The sequence below is a fragment of the Pseudoxanthomonas sp. LjRoot127 genome, assembly GCF_964253495.1.
GTDB lineage: Bacteria > Pseudomonadota > Gammaproteobacteria > Xanthomonadales > Xanthomonadaceae > Pseudoxanthomonas_A.
Genome location: NZ_CAXUQR020000001.1, coordinates 2,696,657 through 2,712,801, shown reverse-complemented (window position 1 = coordinate 2,712,801; position 16,145 = coordinate 2,696,657). Strand labels below are relative to the sequence as shown.

The following is a 16,145-nucleotide window of genomic DNA, read 5'->3' as shown; positions in this document are numbered from 1 at the left end:
CCGTGCCAGAATGCGCGCCGTCATCCGGAGCCGACCCTGTCGTCCATGCATGCCTCGCCCCCGCTGGAAGCCTCTTTCAATCCGTTGATCCGCGCCTACCTGGTCGCGATGGTGGCGTGGTACCTGCTGATCAGCGTGGTCGGCGCACCGCTGATCCTGCTGTGGCTGCCGGGGCCCGGCCAATGGTGGGCGCGCCATTACTTCGCGCGGCTCGGATGCACCGTCGACGACCGCACGCTGCAGTTCCGCAAGGGCATCCTCTTCCGCGTCGAGAAGACGATCCCGCTGGAGAACATCCAGGACGTGACGTTCATCGAGGGCCCGATCCTGCGCCTGTACCACCTGAGCATCCTGCGCGTTGAAACCGCCGGCCAGAGCCCGGGGCAGGCGCACGCGATGCAGCTGGTCGGCATCGTCGACGCCCACGCGCTGCGCGACGAGATCCTCGCCCGCCGCGAGCGGCTGCGCCCGCATCACGCGTCGGCCGCGCCTGCGGAGTCCTCGTCGCAGGACACGCTGGACGCGATCCGCGAACGCGTCGACGAGATCGCCGGGCTGCTGCGGCAGCAACGCGCCTCGTCCTGAGCCACGCCGGCGCTACAGCTTGAACAACGGCTGCAGGCGCTGCGCCAGCCAGCCGGGGAAGCGCAGCGGGGCGTCGAGGGCCGACACGCAGATGCAGGCCGTGCCGGGCACGGTGACCGGCTGGTGTTCGACATCGCTGTCCAGGTCGGCCACGTCGCCGGGTGCGAACTGGCCCAGCGCGTCGTGGTAGGCGCCGCGCAGGATCTGGGTCAGTTCGGTGCCGCCATGGCTGTGCACGGGCATGCTGCGGCCCGGGCCGATCTTCAGCATCAGCAGGGTGCCGGTCTTGGTGTTGGGGGCGCGGATGCAATGCACGCCGGGCGCCATCCAGCGCCATTTCAAAGCGCGGTACGAGGTGCCGAAATACGGGTGCAGCGGTGCCGGCAGGCGGTCGTCGTCCTCATACGGCGCGCGCGGGGGCGGTACGGTCGCCGTCGCGGGCGCCTCGTCGAGGCGCGACCACATGGACGCACGCAGCTCGGCCTGGCGGTCGCCGGCAGCGACGGCCGGCTGCTGCTGCTCGACCAGGTGCCCGCCGATGCGCTCGGCGTCTTCCACGCGCGCGCGGCAATGCGCACAGGTCTCCAGGTGGGTGGCGGCCACGATCGCCACTTCGACCGCCAGTGCGCCGGCGGCGTAGCTGACCACGGTGGAAGGATCGAGATGATGGTGCGGGTTCACGACTGACCTCGTACTTGGCCCTGCAGCCGCAGGAATGCGCGGCGCAGGTGCGACTTCACGGTGCCGAGCGGCATCTGCAGCTCGTCGGCGATCTCCTGGTGGCTCTTGGCCTCGAAGTAGGACATGCGCATCAGGCGCGCCTGCACGGGGGGCAAGTCCTCGATGCGGCGCTGCAGATGGGCATGTTCGGCGTGGTCTTCGGCCGAACTGAACGGGCGCGCCAGCTCTTCGTCGACAGCCGGGCCGGCGTCTTCCATGATCTGTACCCAGCCGGGCTCGCGCCGCACGCGGTCGATATGGAGGTTGCGGCCGATGCGGAACAGCCAGGTGGACACCGCACCCTGCTGCGGGTCGTACATGGCGGCCCGCTGCCACAGGCGCAGGAGCGCCTCCTGCGACAGTTCCTCGGCCACGGCTTCGGTATTGCCCAGGCCGCGCAGGTACAGGCACAGGCGCGGCATGAAATGATCGTACAAGCGCATGAAACAGGCGCGGTCGCGCTGCCGGGCCACGGCGAGCATGTCGCCGGTCCAGTCGTGGACATCGCGCGTGGCGGGGGTAACGGTGGACACCGGACGTGCCGCCCGCAGGGGCGACGGTCTCCTTGTGAGGTCGGTGGGCATGGTATGCCAGGTCCCGCTGGGTTCGTGATGACGCTCTCTACGAAGATGACCGGCACTCGGATGCAGGTGGGGCGCACGTCGTCCAAGCATCCGTCCCGTAGTGCGTGCCGTAAGAAGGAGCCCGTTCATCTTCGGCACGCTCCCATGACCCGTCCCCTGGCCGTCCTGCCCCTCTTCGCCGCCCTGATGCTGGCCAGCCCGGCCGCGCGCCCCGATACGGGCGTGTTGCGGCAGGAGGCGACCGCCTACGCCCGCCAGGGCGATACTGTGCTGTACCGCGAGTCCCACTGGCGCTACCGGCAAGAAGGCAGCGCCCGGCGGCTGGTCCTCTACCGCTGCCCCGATGGCCGGGCCTTCGCGCGCAAGACGGTGGTGGACCGCGCGACCGCACAGGCGCCGGACTTCGATTTCGAGGATGCGCGCGACGGCTACCGGGAGGGGGTGCGCAGCAGCGAGCGCGGGCGGGTGGTCTATGTCAGGGAAAAGGCGGGCGCACCTGCGAAGGAGCGCACGCTGGCCGTGCCTGCCGGGGCGGTCATCGATGCCGGATTCGATGCCAGCGTGCGGCTGCACTGGAACACCCTGCGCGCGGGACGCGACGTGACCCAACCGTTCCTGTTGCCCAGCCGGTTCGACTTCATGCCGGTGAAGCTGGATCCCGGCGAGGTCGTACGCTGGAACGGCATCCCCGCCCAGCGCATGGCGATGAAGCTGGATCGCTGGTACGGCTTCGTCGCCCCGACGATGCAGTTGACCTACGCCAATGCGGACCAGCGCCTGCTGGAATTCGCCGGCATCGCCACCATCCGCGACGACAAGGGCCGGCACCAGGACGTACGCATCGTGTTCCCGCAGCCGCCCGCCGCGGCGGATGCGCGTGCACTGCGCGATGCGTTGGCCACGCCACTGGTCGGCCGCTGCGGGTGAGCGGTCTTCACGCATCCAAAGCGCGCGTTCGGTCGTACTAGGGATTCAAGCGATCGAGACCTCCTGATGCCGGCCAGCGATTCCCCCACTCCCCCGCCGGCGCCCCGTGTGCTGCCGGCGCTGCGACGCTGGTTCGACACCCAGGCGGCGCAGGAACACGAGGATGGTGGCGACCGGATCGACTGGCTGCGTGCCGCCCCTTTCATCGGCATGCACCTGGCCTGCCTGGCCGTGTTCTGGGTCGGCGTATCCCCGGTGGCGGTGATCGTGGCCGCAGTGCTGTACGCGGTACGCATGTTCGCCATCACAGGCTTCTACCACCGCTATTTCTCCCACCGCACGTTCCGCACGTCGCGCGTGCTGCAGTTCGTGTTCGCACTGATCGGCGCGTCCAGCGTGCAGCGCGGTCCGTTGTGGTGGGCGGCGCACCACCGCAACCACCATCGCCATGCCGACACCGCGGCCGATCCGCATTCCCCCGCCGTGCATGGATTCTGGTGGAGCCATGCGGGCTGGTTCCTGACGCGGGGCGGCTTCCGCACCGACTGGTCGCGCATCCCCGACCTGGCGCGCTATCCCGAACTGCGCTGGCTGGACCGCTACGACACCGTCGTGCCAGTGCTGCTGGCGGCCGCGCTGTACGGTGTCGGTGCGCTGCTGGAACGCGTGGCACCGCACCTCGGCACCAGCGGCGGGCAGATGCTGGTCTGGGGCTTCTTCGTCTCGACGGTCGTGCTGTTCCACGCCACCGTGACCATCAACTCGCTGGCGCACCGCTTCGGCCGCCGCCGTTTCGATACGCGCGACGACAGCCGCAACAACCTGTGGCTGGCGCTGCTGACGTTCGGCGAGGGCTGGCACAACAACCACCACTTCTTTCCCGGCACCGCGCGGCAGGGATTCCGCTGGTGGGAAATCGACCTGACCTGGTACGGCCTGCGCGCAATGGCGCTGTTCGGGCTGGTGCGCGATCTCAAGCCGGTGCCCGCGTGGGTACTGGCCAAGGCGAGGCGCTGAGCATGCGCATCGCGGTCATCGGATCGGGCATCGCCGGGCTGGCCTCGGCCTGGTGGTTGTCGCAGCAAGACGAGGTGACGCTGTTCGAGGCCAACGACTACCTCGGTGGCCACACGCATACGCATACCGTCGTTCAGGCGGGCCGCGAATACCGCATCGACAGCGGCTTCATCGTGTTCAACCCCGACCACTATCCCCTGTTGTGCGGGTTGTTCGACGAACTCGGCGTGGCGTCGCAACCGACGACGATGAGTTTCTCCGTCCACAGCGCGCGCAGCGGCCTGGAATACAACGCGACGTCACTGGACACGCTGTTCTGCCAGCGCCGCAACCTGGTGTCGCCGCGCTTCTGGGGCATGCTGCGCGACCTCGCCCGCTTCTATCGCGAAGCGCCCGCGCTGCTCGAGGGTGACGATCCGGGCCCCACCCTCGGCGACTACCTTCGTCAGGGCGGCTATGGCGCCGCCTTCCGGGACGAGCACCTGGTGCCCATGGCCTCGGCCCTGTGGTCGTCGCCGCCGCAGGGCATCCTCGCCTTTCCGGCCCGTTACCTGGTGCAGTTCATGGCCAACCACCATATGCTCACGCTCGGCGAACGCCGGCCGTGGCGCGTGGTGACGGGCGGCTCGGCGACCTACGTGGAGGCGCTGCGCCGGCGGTGGAAGGTGCGCGAGCGGGTCTCCACGCCGGTGCATTCCGTGCTCCGCTGCGAGGAGCACGTGGGCGTGATGACCGCCACCGGCACCGAACGTTTCGATCATGTGGTGATGGCCTGCCACAGCGACGACGCGCTGCGCCTGCTGCACGATGCCGACGCGCGCGAGCGCGGCGTGCTGGGCGCGATCCGCTACCAGTCCAACGACACCGTGCTGCACACGGACGCCCGCCTGCTGCCGCGCCATCGCAAGGCCTGGGCCGCGTGGAACGCGCATCTTCCCGCCGATCCCGCCGCGCCCTGCACGGTGAGTTACTGCATGAACCTGCTGCAGGGTATCGACTCGCCGGAGCCGTTCGTGGTGACGCTCAACCGCAGCGAGGCCATCGATCCGGCGCGCGTCCTGCGACGCATGCACTACCGGCACCCGGTGTACGACCATGCCATGGTGGCGGCGCAGCGGCGCAAGGCCGAGATCCAGGGCGTGCGGCGTACCTGGTTCGCCGGCGCGTACTGGGGCTGGGGCTTCCACGAGGATGGCATCCGCAGCGCGCGCGCGCTGGTCGAGGCATTCGAGACGCAGCATGCGGCGGGTCCCGTGATCCGCGAAGACGCACCGGTGCCGGCATGAATGCCGGGCCGGCCAAGGCGGACCTCGCCAGCGCGGTGTACGAAGGATGGGTGCGCCATCGGCGGCATGCGCCGCGCCCGCACGCCTTCCGCTACCGCATGGCGCAGCTCTACCTCGACCTGGACGAGGTGGAACGCATCTTCGACCGACGCTGGCTGTGGTCGGTGAATCGCTGCAACCTGGCCGAATTCCGTCGCAGCGACTACCTGTCGCCCCACGAGCAGCCCCTGGCCGAGGCCGTGCGCGATCGCGTCGCGCGCGAAACCGGCCATCGCCCGCAAGGTCCGGTCCGCTTGCTGACGCATCTGCGCTATGGCGGCTACGTGTTCAACCCGGTGAGCTTCTACTACTGCTTCCAGCCCGACGGCACCACCCTGGACGCCGTGCTTGCCGAGATCACCAACACGCCCTGGCGCGAGCGGCACAGCTACGTGCTGCCCGTTCGCGACGGCGTGCCGAAAGGCGACGGCTGGGAATGGGGCTTCGACAAGGCCTTCCATGTCTCGCCCTTCCTGCCCATGGCGTGCGCCTACCACTGGCGCTTCAGTACGCCCGACGACGCCCTGCGCGTGCACATGCAGGTCGATCGCGAAGGCCAGCGCGCCTTCGACGCCACGCTGACGCTGCAGAGGCGCCCGCTGGACGGCGCCTCGCTGGCGCGCGTGCTGTGGCGCTACCCCCTGATGACCGCGCAGGTGATGACCGGCATCCACTGGCAGGCACTGCGCCTGTGGCTGAAGCGCACACCCGTCCACGACCACCCTTCCCTTGCCCGCGAGACCCCATGAACGAGATCGCCGACGTCACTGCCGTTTCTTCCTACGGCGCGCTCGACCGCCTGCTGCGCTCGCAGTTGCTGGCGCGCCTGGACGCGCTGGACCACGGCATGCTGGTGGTACGCGATGCGCTGGGCGAGCACCGTTTCGGCCGGACCGGTGGCGACGCGCTGCCCGCGGTGCACCTGTGGATCGACGATGCCGCGTTCTATCGCGCGGTCGCCGCGCAGGGCAGCGTGGGCGCCGGCGAGTCCTACATCGCCGGCCAGTGGCGTTGCGACGACCTGGTCGCGCTGGTGAGATTGCTGGTGCGCAACCGCGCACTGCTCGACGGCATGGAAGGCGGCCTGGCCCGGCTCGGTGGCTGGGCGTTGCGCAGCTGGCATGCGCTCCGCCGCAACACGCGCGAAGGCAGCCGTCGAAACATCGCGGCGCACTACGACCTGGGCAACGATTTCTTCGCATTGCTCCTGTCGCCGGACCTCATGTACTCGTCGGCGATGTTCGCCTCGCCGGACGACGACCTGGACACCGCGTCGTACCGCAAGCTCGATGCGGTGTGCCGCAAGCTGGCGCTGGTCCCGGGCGATCGCGTGGTCGAGATCGGCACCGGCTGGGGCGGTTTCGCCCTGCACGCGGCACAGCACTACGGGTGCCACGTCACCACGACCACGATCTCGCGCGAACAGCACGCGATGGCCAGCGCCCGCGTGGCCGCCGCCGGCCTGCAGGACCGGGTGACGCTGCTGCTGCAGGACTACCGCGACCTGCAGGGTCAGTACGACAAGCTGGTGTCGATCGAAATGATAGAAGCGATCGGAGCGCAGTACCTGGAGACGTTCTTCGGCAAGCTGGGCAGCCTGGTGCGCCCCGGTGGCCGGGCGCTGCTGCAGGCGATCACCATCGAAGACCACCGCTATGCGCAGGCGCGCGATTCGGTGGATTACATCAAGCGCTTCGTCTTCCCTGGCAGTTTCATCCCGTCGCTCAGTGCGATGTATGCCGCGAAGACACGGGCCAGCGACCTGCAGGTGGTGCACCAGGAAGACTTCGGCCTGTCGTACGCGTACACGCTGCGCGCATGGCGCCGTCGCTTCATGACCCGCCTGGCCGAGGTACGCGCGCAGGGCTTCGACGAGCGTTTCATCCGCCTGTGGGAGTTCTATCTGGCGTACTGCGAGGGCGGCTTCCTCGAGCGTTCCATCGGCGTGTCGCACGTGCTGATGGCGCGCCCCGGCCACGCGATGGAGGCCGTATGAATCCGTTGCATGCGCTCGGTCTTGTCGCCGTGCTGGCGGCGGCGGTGATGACGCTGGGTTGGGCATGGCAGCGACGGCACGAGAACACCGGCATCGTCGACGTGCTGTGGTCGGCCTGCGTGGGCGGCGCGGCGGTGCTACTGGCCGCCCTGGGCGACGGCGCCTGGCAGGCCCGCGCCGTCCTTGCCGTGCTGGGCGGGACCTGGGGTGCGCGCCTTGCGCTGCATCTCTGGCACCGCGTGCGCAGCGAGCCCGAAGACGGCCGCTACCGGTACCTCCGCGAGCATTGGCAAGGCCACCAGGGCAAGTTGTTCCTGTTCTTCATGGCGCAGGCACTGCTGGTGGTGCTGTTCGCACTGCCCTTCGCCGCGGCCGCACGCAGCCCGGTCGACACTGCATGGCCGTGGCTCGTGCTGGCGGTGGCGATCTGGATCGCGAGCGTGGCCGGCGAGGCCATCGCCGACCGCCAGCTGGCACGCTTCCGTGCCGACCCCGGCAACCGCGGGAAGACCTGCCGAGACGGGCTGTGGCGGTATTCGCGCCATCCGAACTACTTCTTCGAGTGGCTGCACTGGTTCGCCTACATCGCGCTCGCCGTCGGTTCGCCGTGGGCGTGGCTGTCGTGGTGCGGGCCGGTGGTGATGTACGTGTTCCTGCGCTGGATCAGCGGCATCCCGTACACGGAAGCGCAGGCGTTGCGCACGCGCGGCGACGATTACCGCGAGTACCAGCGTACGACGCCGATGCTGTTCCCCTGGTTTCCCAAACCCGCCGCCGAGGAGGCGACACGATGAACGCGATGGTGGAAGAACTGGCTGCCGACAAGGCTGCCCCGGGCCTGCTGGGCCTGGCCGAACGTGGCCTGCTGCCCGATGCGGCGATCCGCGCCGGCATCCGCCAGCTGTGCGCCCAGCGACTGCGCGACGAGAGCGAAGGCGGCCAGGAAGCGCAATCCGCGTTGCTGGCGCACCGCCTGCGCGCCTTGCGCCAGGGCGCGCTGGCCGTGCATACCGATGCCGCCAACCGGCAGCACTACGAACTGCCGGCCGATTTCTTCCGTCACTGCCTTGGCGAACGGCTGAAGTACAGCAGCTGCTACTACCCGACCGGCGCGGAAGCGCTCGACCAGGCCGAAGAGGCGATGCTGGCGCTGTACGGCGAGCGCGCCGCGCTGGCCGACGGGCAGGACATCCTGGAGCTGGGCTGCGGCTGGGGCTCGCTGACCCTGTGGATGGCCGCGCGCTATCCGAACGCGCGCATCACCGCCGTGTCCAATTCGAACTCGCAGCGCCAGTTCATCGAAGCGCGCTGCGCCGAGCGCGGCCTGCGCAACGTGCGCGTCATCACCTGCGACGTGAACCAGCTGCAACTGGAACCGCAGGCGTTCGACCGCTGCGTGTCGGTGGAGATGTTCGAGCACGTCAGCAACCATGCCGCGCTGATGCGCCGCATCCACGATGCGCTGCGCCCGGGCGGCGCGCTGTTCGTGCACATCTTCGTCCACCGCCACCTGATGTATCCCTTCGAGACGCAGGGGGAAGACAACTGGATGGGCCGGCACTTCTTCACCGGCGGCATGATGCCGTCGGCCGACCTGCTGCTGTTCTTCCAGGACCATCTGCACCTGCAGGAGCGCTGGCTGCTCGACGGCACACATTACCAACGCACCGCCAACCACTGGCTGGCCCGGCACGACGCGAACCGCGAAGCGGTGATGGGCGTGCTGCGCGAGGCGTATGGCGATGCCGCCGCGCTGTGGAACCAGCGCTGGCGCATGTTCTGGATGGCGTGCGCGGAGCTGTTCGGCTACCGCAACGGCCAGGAGTGGCTGGTGGCGCATTACCGGTTCCAGCGTCCGGCGCGGGGGCACTGACATGCGTACCCTGCCCTTTCTCGTACTCGCACTGGTCGTCGCGACGACCGCCGCATGCCGCTCCGGCAACGTCAAGCCTTCCATCCCGACCGCCGCACCGGTGGACGTGGACCGCTTCATGGGCGACTGGTACGTCATCGCCCACATCCCCTCCTTCCCGGAGCGGGAGGCCTACAAGGCGGTCGAGTCCTACGCCCGCATGCCGGACGGCCGCATCCAGACCACGTTCCGCTTCCGCAAGGGCGCGCTGGACGGTCCGGAGAAAACCATGCATCCGGTTGGCACGGTGAAGCCGGACGGAGGCGGCGCGGTCTGGGACATGCAGTTCGTCTGGCCGATCCAGGCCGAATATGTCATCGCCTGGGTCGATGCCGATTACCAGCAGACCATCGTCGGCCGCAGCAAGCGCGATTACGTCTGGCTGATGGCGCGCACGCCGCAGATTCCCGACGCCGATTACCAGGCGCGCATCCGGCAGATCGAAGCGCTGGGCTACGACGTATCGAAGATCCGCCGCGTCCCGCAATGAGCACCACAACCATGTAACCGCCCTTACGTGAGCTCGGGCCGGGACGCGCTTTCGTCGCACGACGACGCGCGCTAAGGTGGTCGGTGTCGCTCAAGTCGTGCCTTCCACGGCCGATGGGGAAAGGTTCCCCGGCGATACGGGGCTGTCCGGCGAGGCTGCACAGGGGAGCTGCATGGCGACGCCACCGTTTCACACGGCCAACATGCTCCGTGAGCGGATCGCCGATGCGGTCTGCCACGAGAAGATATTCCCGGCCTACCAGCCGATCGTCTGCCTTCGGACAGGCGCCATCCACGGACTGGAAGTACTGGCACGGTGGCACGATCCCGCGTTCGGCGACGTGCCGCCGAAAGACTTCATCCCCATCGCGCTGCAGGCATCGCTGCTGCCACTGCTGACCCTGAGTCTCGCGCGCCGCGCCTGCAGCGAGGCCAGCGCATGGCCTGGCCACTTCTGCCTGGCATTCAACGTGCCGCCTTCGCTGCTGCAGGACGCGCCCGCCGTGCGCCTGCTGCTGGAAGCGATGTCCGAATCGTCGTTTTCCCTGGATCGCATCTGCATCGAGATGACCGAGGATGAGCTGGTCGAGGACGAACCCGCGACCGAGCGTGCGTTCGGTTACCTGAAGTCGCATGGTGTGCGCGTGGCGCTGGACGATTTCGGCACGGGGTTCTCCAGCATGGTGCGCTTGAGCCGTTTAGGCTTCGACGAACTGAAGATCGATGGCAGCCTGATCCGGCGCCTGGCGACCGACCGCGAGAGCCGCAAGGTGGTCTCGGCCATCATCGGGCTGGGACACAGCCTGGACGTACCGATCGTCGCCGAAGGCGTGGAGACCGGCGCCCAGGCGGACGTGCTGCGCGAGCTGGGCTGCGATTTCGCACAAGGCTGGCTGACGGGCAAGCCGATGCCGGGCGATGCCGTGGCAAACCTGCTGACCAACGCGCCCGTGCACGCCGCGTCGCCCGCGTCACGGCCGTTGTCGCCGTGGCTGCGGCAGCACCAGTTGTCCTCCCTCTACACCAATGCGCCCGTCGGACTGGCCTTCCTCGACACGGACATGCGCTACGCGGCGGCGAACACGCAGTTCGCGCATATGGTGGGCAGGCCGTTGCGCGAGATCGTGGATGCGCATGTCCAGCAGGTCTACACGCCCGACATCGCGGCATGGATCATGCAGGCATCGCAGCGGATCCTGGACAGGGGCGACATCTCCCGCGTCGAATTCCGCTTCCCGAACCGCGAAGAAACCTTCCTGGTGGTCGGCACGCGCGTGACCGACGAGATGGCGCAGCCCATCGGCGTGTCGGTGGTCGCCATCGACATCACCGACCGCAAGCACGCGGAGGAAGAGATGCGGGCGCGGGAGGCGATCTACCGCGGCGCAGTGGAACTCGGGCCCAACGTGGCGTGGGTGAGCGACGGCGATGGCGCGCTGACCTACATCAGCCCGGCGCCGCAGGAACCCGAAGGGTGCACCATGGAAGCGCGACTGGCGACCTGGTATGCACGCATGGAAGACGAAGACCGCGTGCGCGTGCGCGCCGAATGGCTGGTTGCGGTGCACGCGCGCGACACCTTCGAGACGCGGTTCCGCCTGTTCTGGTTCGATGACCGCTGGCGCTGGGTGTCCAGTCGTGCGATCCGCCGCACCATGGAGGACGGCAGCAGCGGCTGGTTCGGCGTGTTCACCGACATCTCGCGGCAGGTGGAACTGGAGGAGCAGCTGGCGCGCCTTGGCAGCGCGGATTCGCCCTGAGCCCATGCAGGGCTGGTCTACGCGGCACGTTGCCGTTGCGCGCGTCGCCTGACCGGATGCGGACACCCCGCACGGCGCTGACGCGCGCTGGATGCGCTTGGCACGAACGGATGGATCATGCGCGAATGGGAGTGTCCGGCCCCTCGCCGCGTACACCACCCCGCACCTCCCGGGTCCGCCATGCTCGCCCGGGATCGAACCTCAGTCCAGATATCCGGATCAGGTGGGCGCGAATCCGCGCGTCGCCTTCTTCTCGCCTTTCTCCGCCCGCTTTTCCTTCAGGGTCTTCGCAGGCTTCTTCTTCGTCTCTTTCTTCTTGTCCAGGCCTTTGGCCATCACGTTTACTCCAGTCGTTGAGACGACGGCAAGCATGACACATCCGGCCGCCGCCGCCCGTACGCGGCGACGCCTCGGGATGGCGCCCGGGGCGCCGGCCTGGGCACCGGGCAAGAAGGATGTCCCGCTGCTGGACCGGGGGAGCGACGGAGCGCTGGGGTCAGCGCGCGGAAGTGCCGAGGCTGGCGGCGTCGGGCAGCGCCGGCAGTTTGCGCGCAAGGTCCAGCTGCGCCCGGTAGAGGAGTTTGGGAGAAGGCTCGATGCCGTCTCTCCGCCGGTACACAGCCAGGAGGTTCTTCATGATGACGTAGGGGGTAGAGAACAGGCCCAACACCGACCACCAGCCCGTCAATGCGCACACAGCCGCCGCCCATCCGTTCGCTTTGCTCCCACACTCGCGACAGCAGAGCTGGTCGGTTTCAGAGTATCTGTATATCCATACCAGCGAGACCACGTGATAAGCGTCGCGCACTTCAATGGTCCGGCCGCCACGCTGGCAGCATGGACATTCGCCGAACTTCATGGCGATTGCATGCTGGTAGACGAGGTCGGGAGCAAGTGTCGCCGCCCGCGCGGACAGCATGGAGTCCTCGCTGCAGCACTGGCTGCAGAACTTCTGGGCGCCGCGCCTCACGGGCTGGAGAATGACGGACTTCCCGCAGTAGTCGCAGTGGTTGGTCACGCCACTGCGCTCGAACAGGGACCGCCTGACCTCCGCTACCTTCAGGTCGAGCGCATGCCCTGCCAGCCCACGCTCTGCCAGCAACTCGGTGAGCGCCTCGCGCGCCTCTTGCGTCAGCGGGCCGAGGCCTCGCTGGATGAGATCGCTCTCATCCAGCGCAGCGAACATCCGCTTGAAATCCTCTTTCGAGTACCTCGGACTCCCCGAGCGATCCCTATCCGCCGTCCCGAAGATGCGGAGCTCTCAACGACCCCGTACGGCCGACCCTGATCACGATCACGCCATCGGCAGCTTCAACCCCTGCTCCTTCGCGCACTGCACGGCGATGTCGTAACCGGCATCCGCATGCCGCATCACGCCGGTGCCGGGATCGTTCCACAGTACGCGCGCGATGCGCTTGTCGGCCTCCGCCGTGCCGTCGCAGACGATGACCACGCCCGAGTGCTGCGAGTAGCCCATGCCCACGCCGCCACCATGGTGCAGCGACACCCAGGTGGCGCCACCGGCGACGTTGAGCATCGCGTTGAGCAGCGGCCAATCGGATACCGCATCGCTGCCGTCCTTCATCGCTTCGGTCTCGCGGTTGGGCGAGGCCACGCTGCCGGAGTCGAGGTGGTCGCGACCGATCACGACCGGTGCTTTCAGTTCGCCGTTGCGCACCATCTCGTTGAACGCCAGGCCCAGCTTGTGGCGCAGGCCCAGGCCGACCCAGCAGATGCGCGCCGGCAGGCCCTGGAAGCTGATGCGCTCGCGCGCCATGTCCAGCCAGCGATGCAGGTGCGCATCGTCGGGGATCAGCTCCTTCACCTTGGCATCGGTCCTGTAGATGTCTTCCGGGTCGCCGCTGAGCGCGACCCAGCGGAACGGGCCCACGCCGCGGCAGAACAGCGGACGCACGTAGGCCGGCACGAAGCCCGGGAAATCGAACGCGTTCTTCAACCCCTGGTCGAACGCCATCTGCCGGATGTTGTTGCCGTAGTCGAACGTGGGCACGCCCATCTGCTGGAACGCAAGCATCGCCTCCACGTGCACGCGCATGGCCTGCTTGGCGGCATCGCGCACGCGTTCGGGTTCGGCCTTCTGTTCGGCCAGCCACTGTTCCACGGTCCAGCCGATCGGCAGGTAGCCGTGCACGGGGTCGTGCGCACTGGTCTGATCGGTGACGGCGTCCGGACGCACGCCGCGCTTCACCAGTTCCGGCAGGATCTCCGCGGCGTTGCCGAGCAGCGCGATGGACTTCGCCTCACCGGCGGCCGTGTACTTCGCGATGCGCGCGAGGGCGTCATCGAGGTCGGTGGCCTGTTCGTCCACGTAGCGCGTCCGCAGGCGCATGTCGATGCTGGACTGGCGGCATTCGATGTTGAGCGAGTTCGCGCCCGCCAGCGCCGCGGCCAGCGGCTGCGCGCCCCCCATGCCGCCGAGGCCGGCGGTGAGGATCCACTTGCCGGTCAGGTCGCCGCCGTAGTGCTGCCGACCCATCTCGACGAAGGTTTCGTACGTGCCCTGCACGATCCCCTGGCTGCCGATGTAGATCCACGAGCCGGCGGTCATCTGGCCGTACATCGCCAGGCCCTTGCGGTCGAGTTCGTTGAAGTGCTCCCACGTGGCCCAGTGCGGCACCAGGTTGGAGTTGGCGATCAGCACGCGCGGCGCATCGGGATGCGTGGGGAAGATGCCGACCGGCTTGCCCGACTGCACCAGCAGGGTCTCGTTGTCGTCGAGTTCGCGCAGCGACTTCAGGATGGCGTCGTAGCAGGCCCAGTCGCGCGCGGCGCGGCCGATGCCGCCGTAGACGACCAGCGAGGTGGGATCTTCCGCGACGTCCGCATCCAGGTTGTTCTGCAGCATCCGGTACGGCGCTTCGCTGAGCCAGGACTTGCAGGTGAGCGTGGCACCGCGCGGCGCGCGGATGACGCGGGACGGGTCGTGGCGGGGATCGGACATGCGGGCGTTCCGGATAAAGGGATTGCCGTCATTATCGGCGCGAGGACTGGTCGGGCGCGAGCCATCGCCATGCTGCAGTGCATGAAGGGCGCCATGGCAGAATCCGGCCATGAACCTTTCCCGCGTCATCGCTGCTCCCTTGCTGCTGGCCAGCCTGTCGCTGCTGTCGCCCGCACATGCCGCTCCGCCCGACCGGTTACTTATCTTCACCAAGACCGCGGGATTCCGTCACGACGCGATCCCCGCGGCCGTCGCGACGTTGAAGGTGCTGGCGACCGAAGCGGGCCTGCGGGCCGACCACACCGAGGACGCAGGTGCGTTCACTGCCGGCAACCTGTCGCGTTATCGCGTGGTCGTGTTCGCCAGCACCACCGGCGATGTGCTGGATGCCGGGCAGCAGGCGGCGATGGAAGGGTTCGTGCGCGCGGGCGGCGGGTTCGTCGGCGTGCATGCAGCGGCCGACACGGAGTACGCGTGGCCCTGGTATGGACGCCTGGTCGGCGCCTACTTCAGGAGCCATCCTCCCGGGCTGCAATCGGCGCACGTGCAGGCCGAGCACGACGGGAAGCCTGTCGGGCCACGCTGGCGCATCACCGACGAGCTGTACAACTACCGCGACAGTCCGCGCGGACAGGTGCAGGTCATCGCCACGGTGGACGAGCGCGACTACGAGGGCGGCACGATGGGCGGAGACCACCCCATCGCGTGGTGCCATGCCTTCGAGGGTGGCCGCAGCTGGTACACCGGACTCGGCCACGACGCGAAGGTGTACGAGGATCCGAACGTCCTCGCACAGCTCGGGCGCGGACTGCGCTACGCCGCCGGGCGTTCGGACGACTGCTGACACGTCCGCCCGCCTTGGCGAGGAAGCGGGCACACCGCCACCGTGTCAACGGATGGACGGATCCAGCGTGCGCAACGCCTGGCCGAGGCCGGTCTGGCCGGTACGGTCGAGTTCGTCCTTCGTGTAGGAGCGACCCGGCAGGCCATTGCAACGCGCCCGGGCGTCACGCTGGCGAATACGACTGCCGGTGTTGCGGATGCAATGCGCATCCGACAGGCGAGGCTTTTCCTGATGCTTCGATGGCGGGGCGACAGGCGCTGTCGCATCGGCGGCGCGCTCCGGCGCCTGGGCGTCTCCGTCACGCTCGACGGACGCCTGCGCTTGCGCCTGCGCGGCAGCCGCCATCAGGCAGGCAGCGAATAAGGCAGAGACGTACTTCATGAGAGGGGCTCCGGCCGAGCTGGGTAACGACGATACGCCCAATGTGACATGCGCGTCGCGATCGTCCCGGTCCGGTTCAGCGGGACCTCAGGCCGCCGGGCATCGCGCCTTCCGACCTTCGTGGAAACGCTGGACGGCGGCCGCATCCGCCTTCTGCGGCACGACGCCGTCGTCGAACAGCACCTGCCAGGTGCCTTCATCGTTCCGGTACCAGACGGAGCCGAATCGACCGAGGCGGGCATCGCCGGTCTTGGGATCCTCGTACAGCGCCGGGCCGCTGGAGTAAGCGGTCCGGCCATCGCCCCCCAGGGTCACGGTGGCCGGATACCAGCTGAGCCTGAGCGCCTTGCCCTCGATCAGCGGCGCCCACTCGCGGGTGATCGCGTCGCGCCCACGGGTCGGTTTCTGGCTGACGCCGAAGGCGGCCTGGGGGTGGAGATGGCTGGCGAAGGCGTCCGCGTCATGCTGCGCCACGGCGTCAGCGAAACTCAGCTCACGCTGCCAGACAGCGCACTCGGCCTCGTGGACGGCCGTGGGCGAGGCGGCACTGGCGACGCCGGACGCAACCAGCAGGACGATGGACGAAAGTCGGACTAGCGCTGTCATGCGGAATGCCCCGGAGTCTGCCAAGCTGTGGCCGATT

17 protein-coding genes are annotated in these 16,145 nt (G+C 68.4%); 11 read left to right on the top strand and 6 right to left on the bottom strand.

Annotation, left to right across the window (positions count from 1 at the left end; all coding sequences use genetic code 11):
* Nucleotides 1-45: 45 nt before the first annotated feature.
* On the top strand, nt 46-585 hold the full coding sequence (locus ACSQ19_RS12590) for a PH domain-containing protein (protein ID WP_435997371.1): 540 nt from the start codon (nt 46-48) through the stop codon (nt 583-585).
* A 12-nt stretch (nt 586-597) separates the two neighbouring features.
* On the opposite strand, the gene ACSQ19_RS12585 is transcribed toward ACSQ19_RS12590, so the two are convergent.
* Together ACSQ19_RS12585 and ACSQ19_RS12580 are read right to left on the bottom strand one after the other, a co-directional pair.
* Nucleotides 598-1,266, bottom strand: a complete 669-nt coding sequence (locus tag ACSQ19_RS12585; protein ID WP_299341203.1) for a ChrR family anti-sigma-E factor — start codon at nt 1,264-1,266, stop codon at nt 598-600.
* Nucleotides 1,263-1,889, bottom strand: coding sequence for a sigma-70 family RNA polymerase sigma factor (locus ACSQ19_RS12580; protein WP_435997369.1), 627 nt, complete (start codon nt 1,887-1,889; stop codon nt 1,263-1,265). The genes ACSQ19_RS12585 and ACSQ19_RS12580 overlap by 4 nt, the downstream gene beginning before the upstream one ends.
* 144 nt (nt 1,890-2,033) lie before the next feature.
* On the opposite strand from ACSQ19_RS12580, the gene ACSQ19_RS12575 reads away from it, so the two are divergent.
* From ACSQ19_RS12575 to ACSQ19_RS12535, 9 genes are all read left to right on the top strand, one after another.
* A complete protein-coding gene (locus ACSQ19_RS12575) occupies nt 2,034-2,816 on the top strand; it encodes a hypothetical protein (RefSeq protein WP_435997367.1) in 783 nt (260 codons plus the stop codon).
* A 66-nt stretch (nt 2,817-2,882) separates the two neighbouring features.
* A complete protein-coding gene (locus ACSQ19_RS12570) occupies nt 2,883-3,833 on the top strand; it encodes an acyl-CoA desaturase (protein WP_296279106.1) in 951 nt (316 codons plus the stop codon).
* Nucleotides 3,834-3,835: 2 nt separating this feature from the next.
* A complete protein-coding gene (locus ACSQ19_RS12565; RefSeq protein ID WP_436000975.1) occupies nt 3,836-5,119 on the top strand; it encodes an NAD(P)/FAD-dependent oxidoreductase in 1,284 nt (427 codons plus the stop codon).
* Nucleotides 5,116-5,907 (top strand): DUF1365 domain-containing protein, encoded by a 792-nt coding sequence (locus tag ACSQ19_RS12560; RefSeq protein WP_435997364.1) that lies wholly within the window; start codon nt 5,116-5,118, stop codon nt 5,905-5,907. Before ACSQ19_RS12565 ends, ACSQ19_RS12560 begins: the two co-directional genes overlap by 4 nt.
* Nucleotides 5,904-7,154, top strand: a complete 1,251-nt coding sequence (locus ACSQ19_RS12555; protein WP_435997362.1) for a class I SAM-dependent methyltransferase — start codon at nt 5,904-5,906, stop codon at nt 7,152-7,154. Before ACSQ19_RS12560 ends, ACSQ19_RS12555 begins: the two co-directional genes overlap by 4 nt.
* Nucleotides 7,151-7,948 carry a DUF1295 domain-containing protein gene (locus ACSQ19_RS12550; protein WP_435997360.1) on the top strand — a complete coding sequence of 266 codons (798 nt, stop codon included), beginning with the start codon at nt 7,151-7,153 and terminating at the stop codon, nt 7,946-7,948. The genes ACSQ19_RS12555 and ACSQ19_RS12550 overlap by 4 nt, the downstream gene beginning before the upstream one ends.
* Nucleotides 7,945-9,027, top strand: coding sequence for a class I SAM-dependent methyltransferase (locus ACSQ19_RS12545; RefSeq protein ID WP_435997358.1), 1,083 nt, complete (start codon nt 7,945-7,947; stop codon nt 9,025-9,027). Before ACSQ19_RS12550 ends, ACSQ19_RS12545 begins: the two co-directional genes overlap by 4 nt.
* Nucleotide 9,028: 1 nt before the next feature.
* A complete protein-coding gene (locus tag ACSQ19_RS12540) occupies nt 9,029-9,556 on the top strand; it encodes a lipocalin family protein (RefSeq protein ID WP_299341186.1) in 528 nt (175 codons plus the stop codon).
* Nucleotides 9,557-9,728: 172 nt separating this feature from the next.
* Nucleotides 9,729-11,315, top strand: a complete 1,587-nt coding sequence (locus tag ACSQ19_RS12535; protein WP_435997355.1) for a sensor domain-containing phosphodiesterase — start codon at nt 9,729-9,731, stop codon at nt 11,313-11,315.
* Nucleotides 11,316-11,811: 496 nt separating this feature from the next.
* Here ACSQ19_RS12535 and ACSQ19_RS12530 read toward each other — a convergent pair whose 3' ends face one another.
* Together ACSQ19_RS12530 and hutU are read right to left on the bottom strand one after the other, a co-directional pair.
* Nucleotides 11,812-12,501 (bottom strand): hypothetical protein, encoded by a 690-nt coding sequence (locus ACSQ19_RS12530; RefSeq protein ID WP_435997353.1) that lies wholly within the window; start codon nt 12,499-12,501, stop codon nt 11,812-11,814.
* A 108-nt stretch (nt 12,502-12,609) separates the two neighbouring features.
* Entirely contained in the window at nt 12,610-14,277 is a 1,668-nt protein-coding gene (gene hutU, locus ACSQ19_RS12525) for a urocanate hydratase (protein ID WP_435997351.1), read from the bottom strand.
* A gap of 109 nt (nt 14,278-14,386) precedes the next feature.
* Here hutU and ACSQ19_RS12520 point away from each other — a divergent pair, with 109 nt between their 5' ends.
* Complete coding sequence (locus tag ACSQ19_RS12520) at nt 14,387-15,121, top strand: ThuA domain-containing protein (RefSeq protein WP_435997349.1); 735 nt, start codon at nt 14,387-14,389, stop codon at nt 15,119-15,121.
* Between the two features lie 45 nt (nt 15,122-15,166).
* Here ACSQ19_RS12520 and ACSQ19_RS12515 read toward each other — a convergent pair whose 3' ends face one another.
* The gene (locus tag ACSQ19_RS12515; RefSeq protein WP_296279095.1) at nt 15,167-15,502 is read right to left on the bottom strand and encodes a hypothetical protein; all 336 of its coding nucleotides are present in this window, start codon (nt 15,500-15,502) and stop codon (nt 15,167-15,169) included.
* An 87-nt stretch (nt 15,503-15,589) separates the two neighbouring features.
* Nucleotides 15,590-16,108: a YybH family protein gene (locus ACSQ19_RS12510; protein ID WP_435997347.1), complete on the bottom strand. Its 519-nt coding sequence runs from the start codon at nt 16,106-16,108 to the stop codon at nt 15,590-15,592.
* Between the last annotated feature and the right edge of the window lie 37 nt (nt 16,109-16,145).

What these genes read in the sequence shown, in the direction of transcription:
- ACSQ19_RS12590 (WP_435997371.1), top strand. Translation starts at nt 46, where the DNA reads ATGCATGCCTCGCCCCCGCTGGAAGCCTCTTTCAATCCGTTGATCCGC.
- ACSQ19_RS12580 (WP_435997369.1), bottom strand. Translation starts at nt 1,889, where the DNA reads ATGCCCACCGACCTCACAAGGAGACCGTCGCCCCTGCGGGCGGCACGT.
- ACSQ19_RS12575 (WP_435997367.1), top strand. Translation starts at nt 2,034, where the DNA reads ATGACCCGTCCCCTGGCCGTCCTGCCCCTCTTCGCCGCCCTGATGCTG.
- ACSQ19_RS12570 (WP_296279106.1), top strand. Translation starts at nt 2,883, where the DNA reads ATGCCGGCCAGCGATTCCCCCACTCCCCCGCCGGCGCCCCGTGTGCTG.
- ACSQ19_RS12565 (WP_436000975.1), top strand. Translation starts at nt 3,836, where the DNA reads ATGCGCATCGCGGTCATCGGATCGGGCATCGCCGGGCTGGCCTCGGCC.
- ACSQ19_RS12560 (WP_435997364.1), top strand. Translation starts at nt 5,116, where the DNA reads ATGAATGCCGGGCCGGCCAAGGCGGACCTCGCCAGCGCGGTGTACGAA.
- ACSQ19_RS12555 (WP_435997362.1), top strand. Translation starts at nt 5,904, where the DNA reads ATGAACGAGATCGCCGACGTCACTGCCGTTTCTTCCTACGGCGCGCTC.
- ACSQ19_RS12550 (WP_435997360.1), top strand. Translation starts at nt 7,151, where the DNA reads ATGAATCCGTTGCATGCGCTCGGTCTTGTCGCCGTGCTGGCGGCGGCG.
- ACSQ19_RS12545 (WP_435997358.1), top strand. Translation starts at nt 7,945, where the DNA reads ATGAACGCGATGGTGGAAGAACTGGCTGCCGACAAGGCTGCCCCGGGC.
- ACSQ19_RS12540 (WP_299341186.1), top strand. Translation starts at nt 9,029, where the DNA reads ATGCGTACCCTGCCCTTTCTCGTACTCGCACTGGTCGTCGCGACGACC.
- ACSQ19_RS12535 (WP_435997355.1), top strand. Translation starts at nt 9,729, where the DNA reads ATGGCGACGCCACCGTTTCACACGGCCAACATGCTCCGTGAGCGGATC.
- ACSQ19_RS12530 (WP_435997353.1), bottom strand. Translation starts at nt 12,501, where the DNA reads ATGTTCGCTGCGCTGGATGAGAGCGATCTCATCCAGCGAGGCCTCGGC.
- hutU (WP_435997351.1), bottom strand. Translation starts at nt 14,277, where the DNA reads ATGTCCGATCCCCGCCACGACCCGTCCCGCGTCATCCGCGCGCCGCGC.
- ACSQ19_RS12520 (WP_435997349.1), top strand. Translation starts at nt 14,387, where the DNA reads ATGAACCTTTCCCGCGTCATCGCTGCTCCCTTGCTGCTGGCCAGCCTG.
- ACSQ19_RS12515 (WP_296279095.1), bottom strand. Translation starts at nt 15,502, where the DNA reads ATGAAGTACGTCTCTGCCTTATTCGCTGCCTGCCTGATGGCGGCTGCC.
- ACSQ19_RS12510 (WP_435997347.1), bottom strand. Translation starts at nt 16,108, where the DNA reads ATGACAGCGCTAGTCCGACTTTCGTCCATCGTCCTGCTGGTTGCGTCC.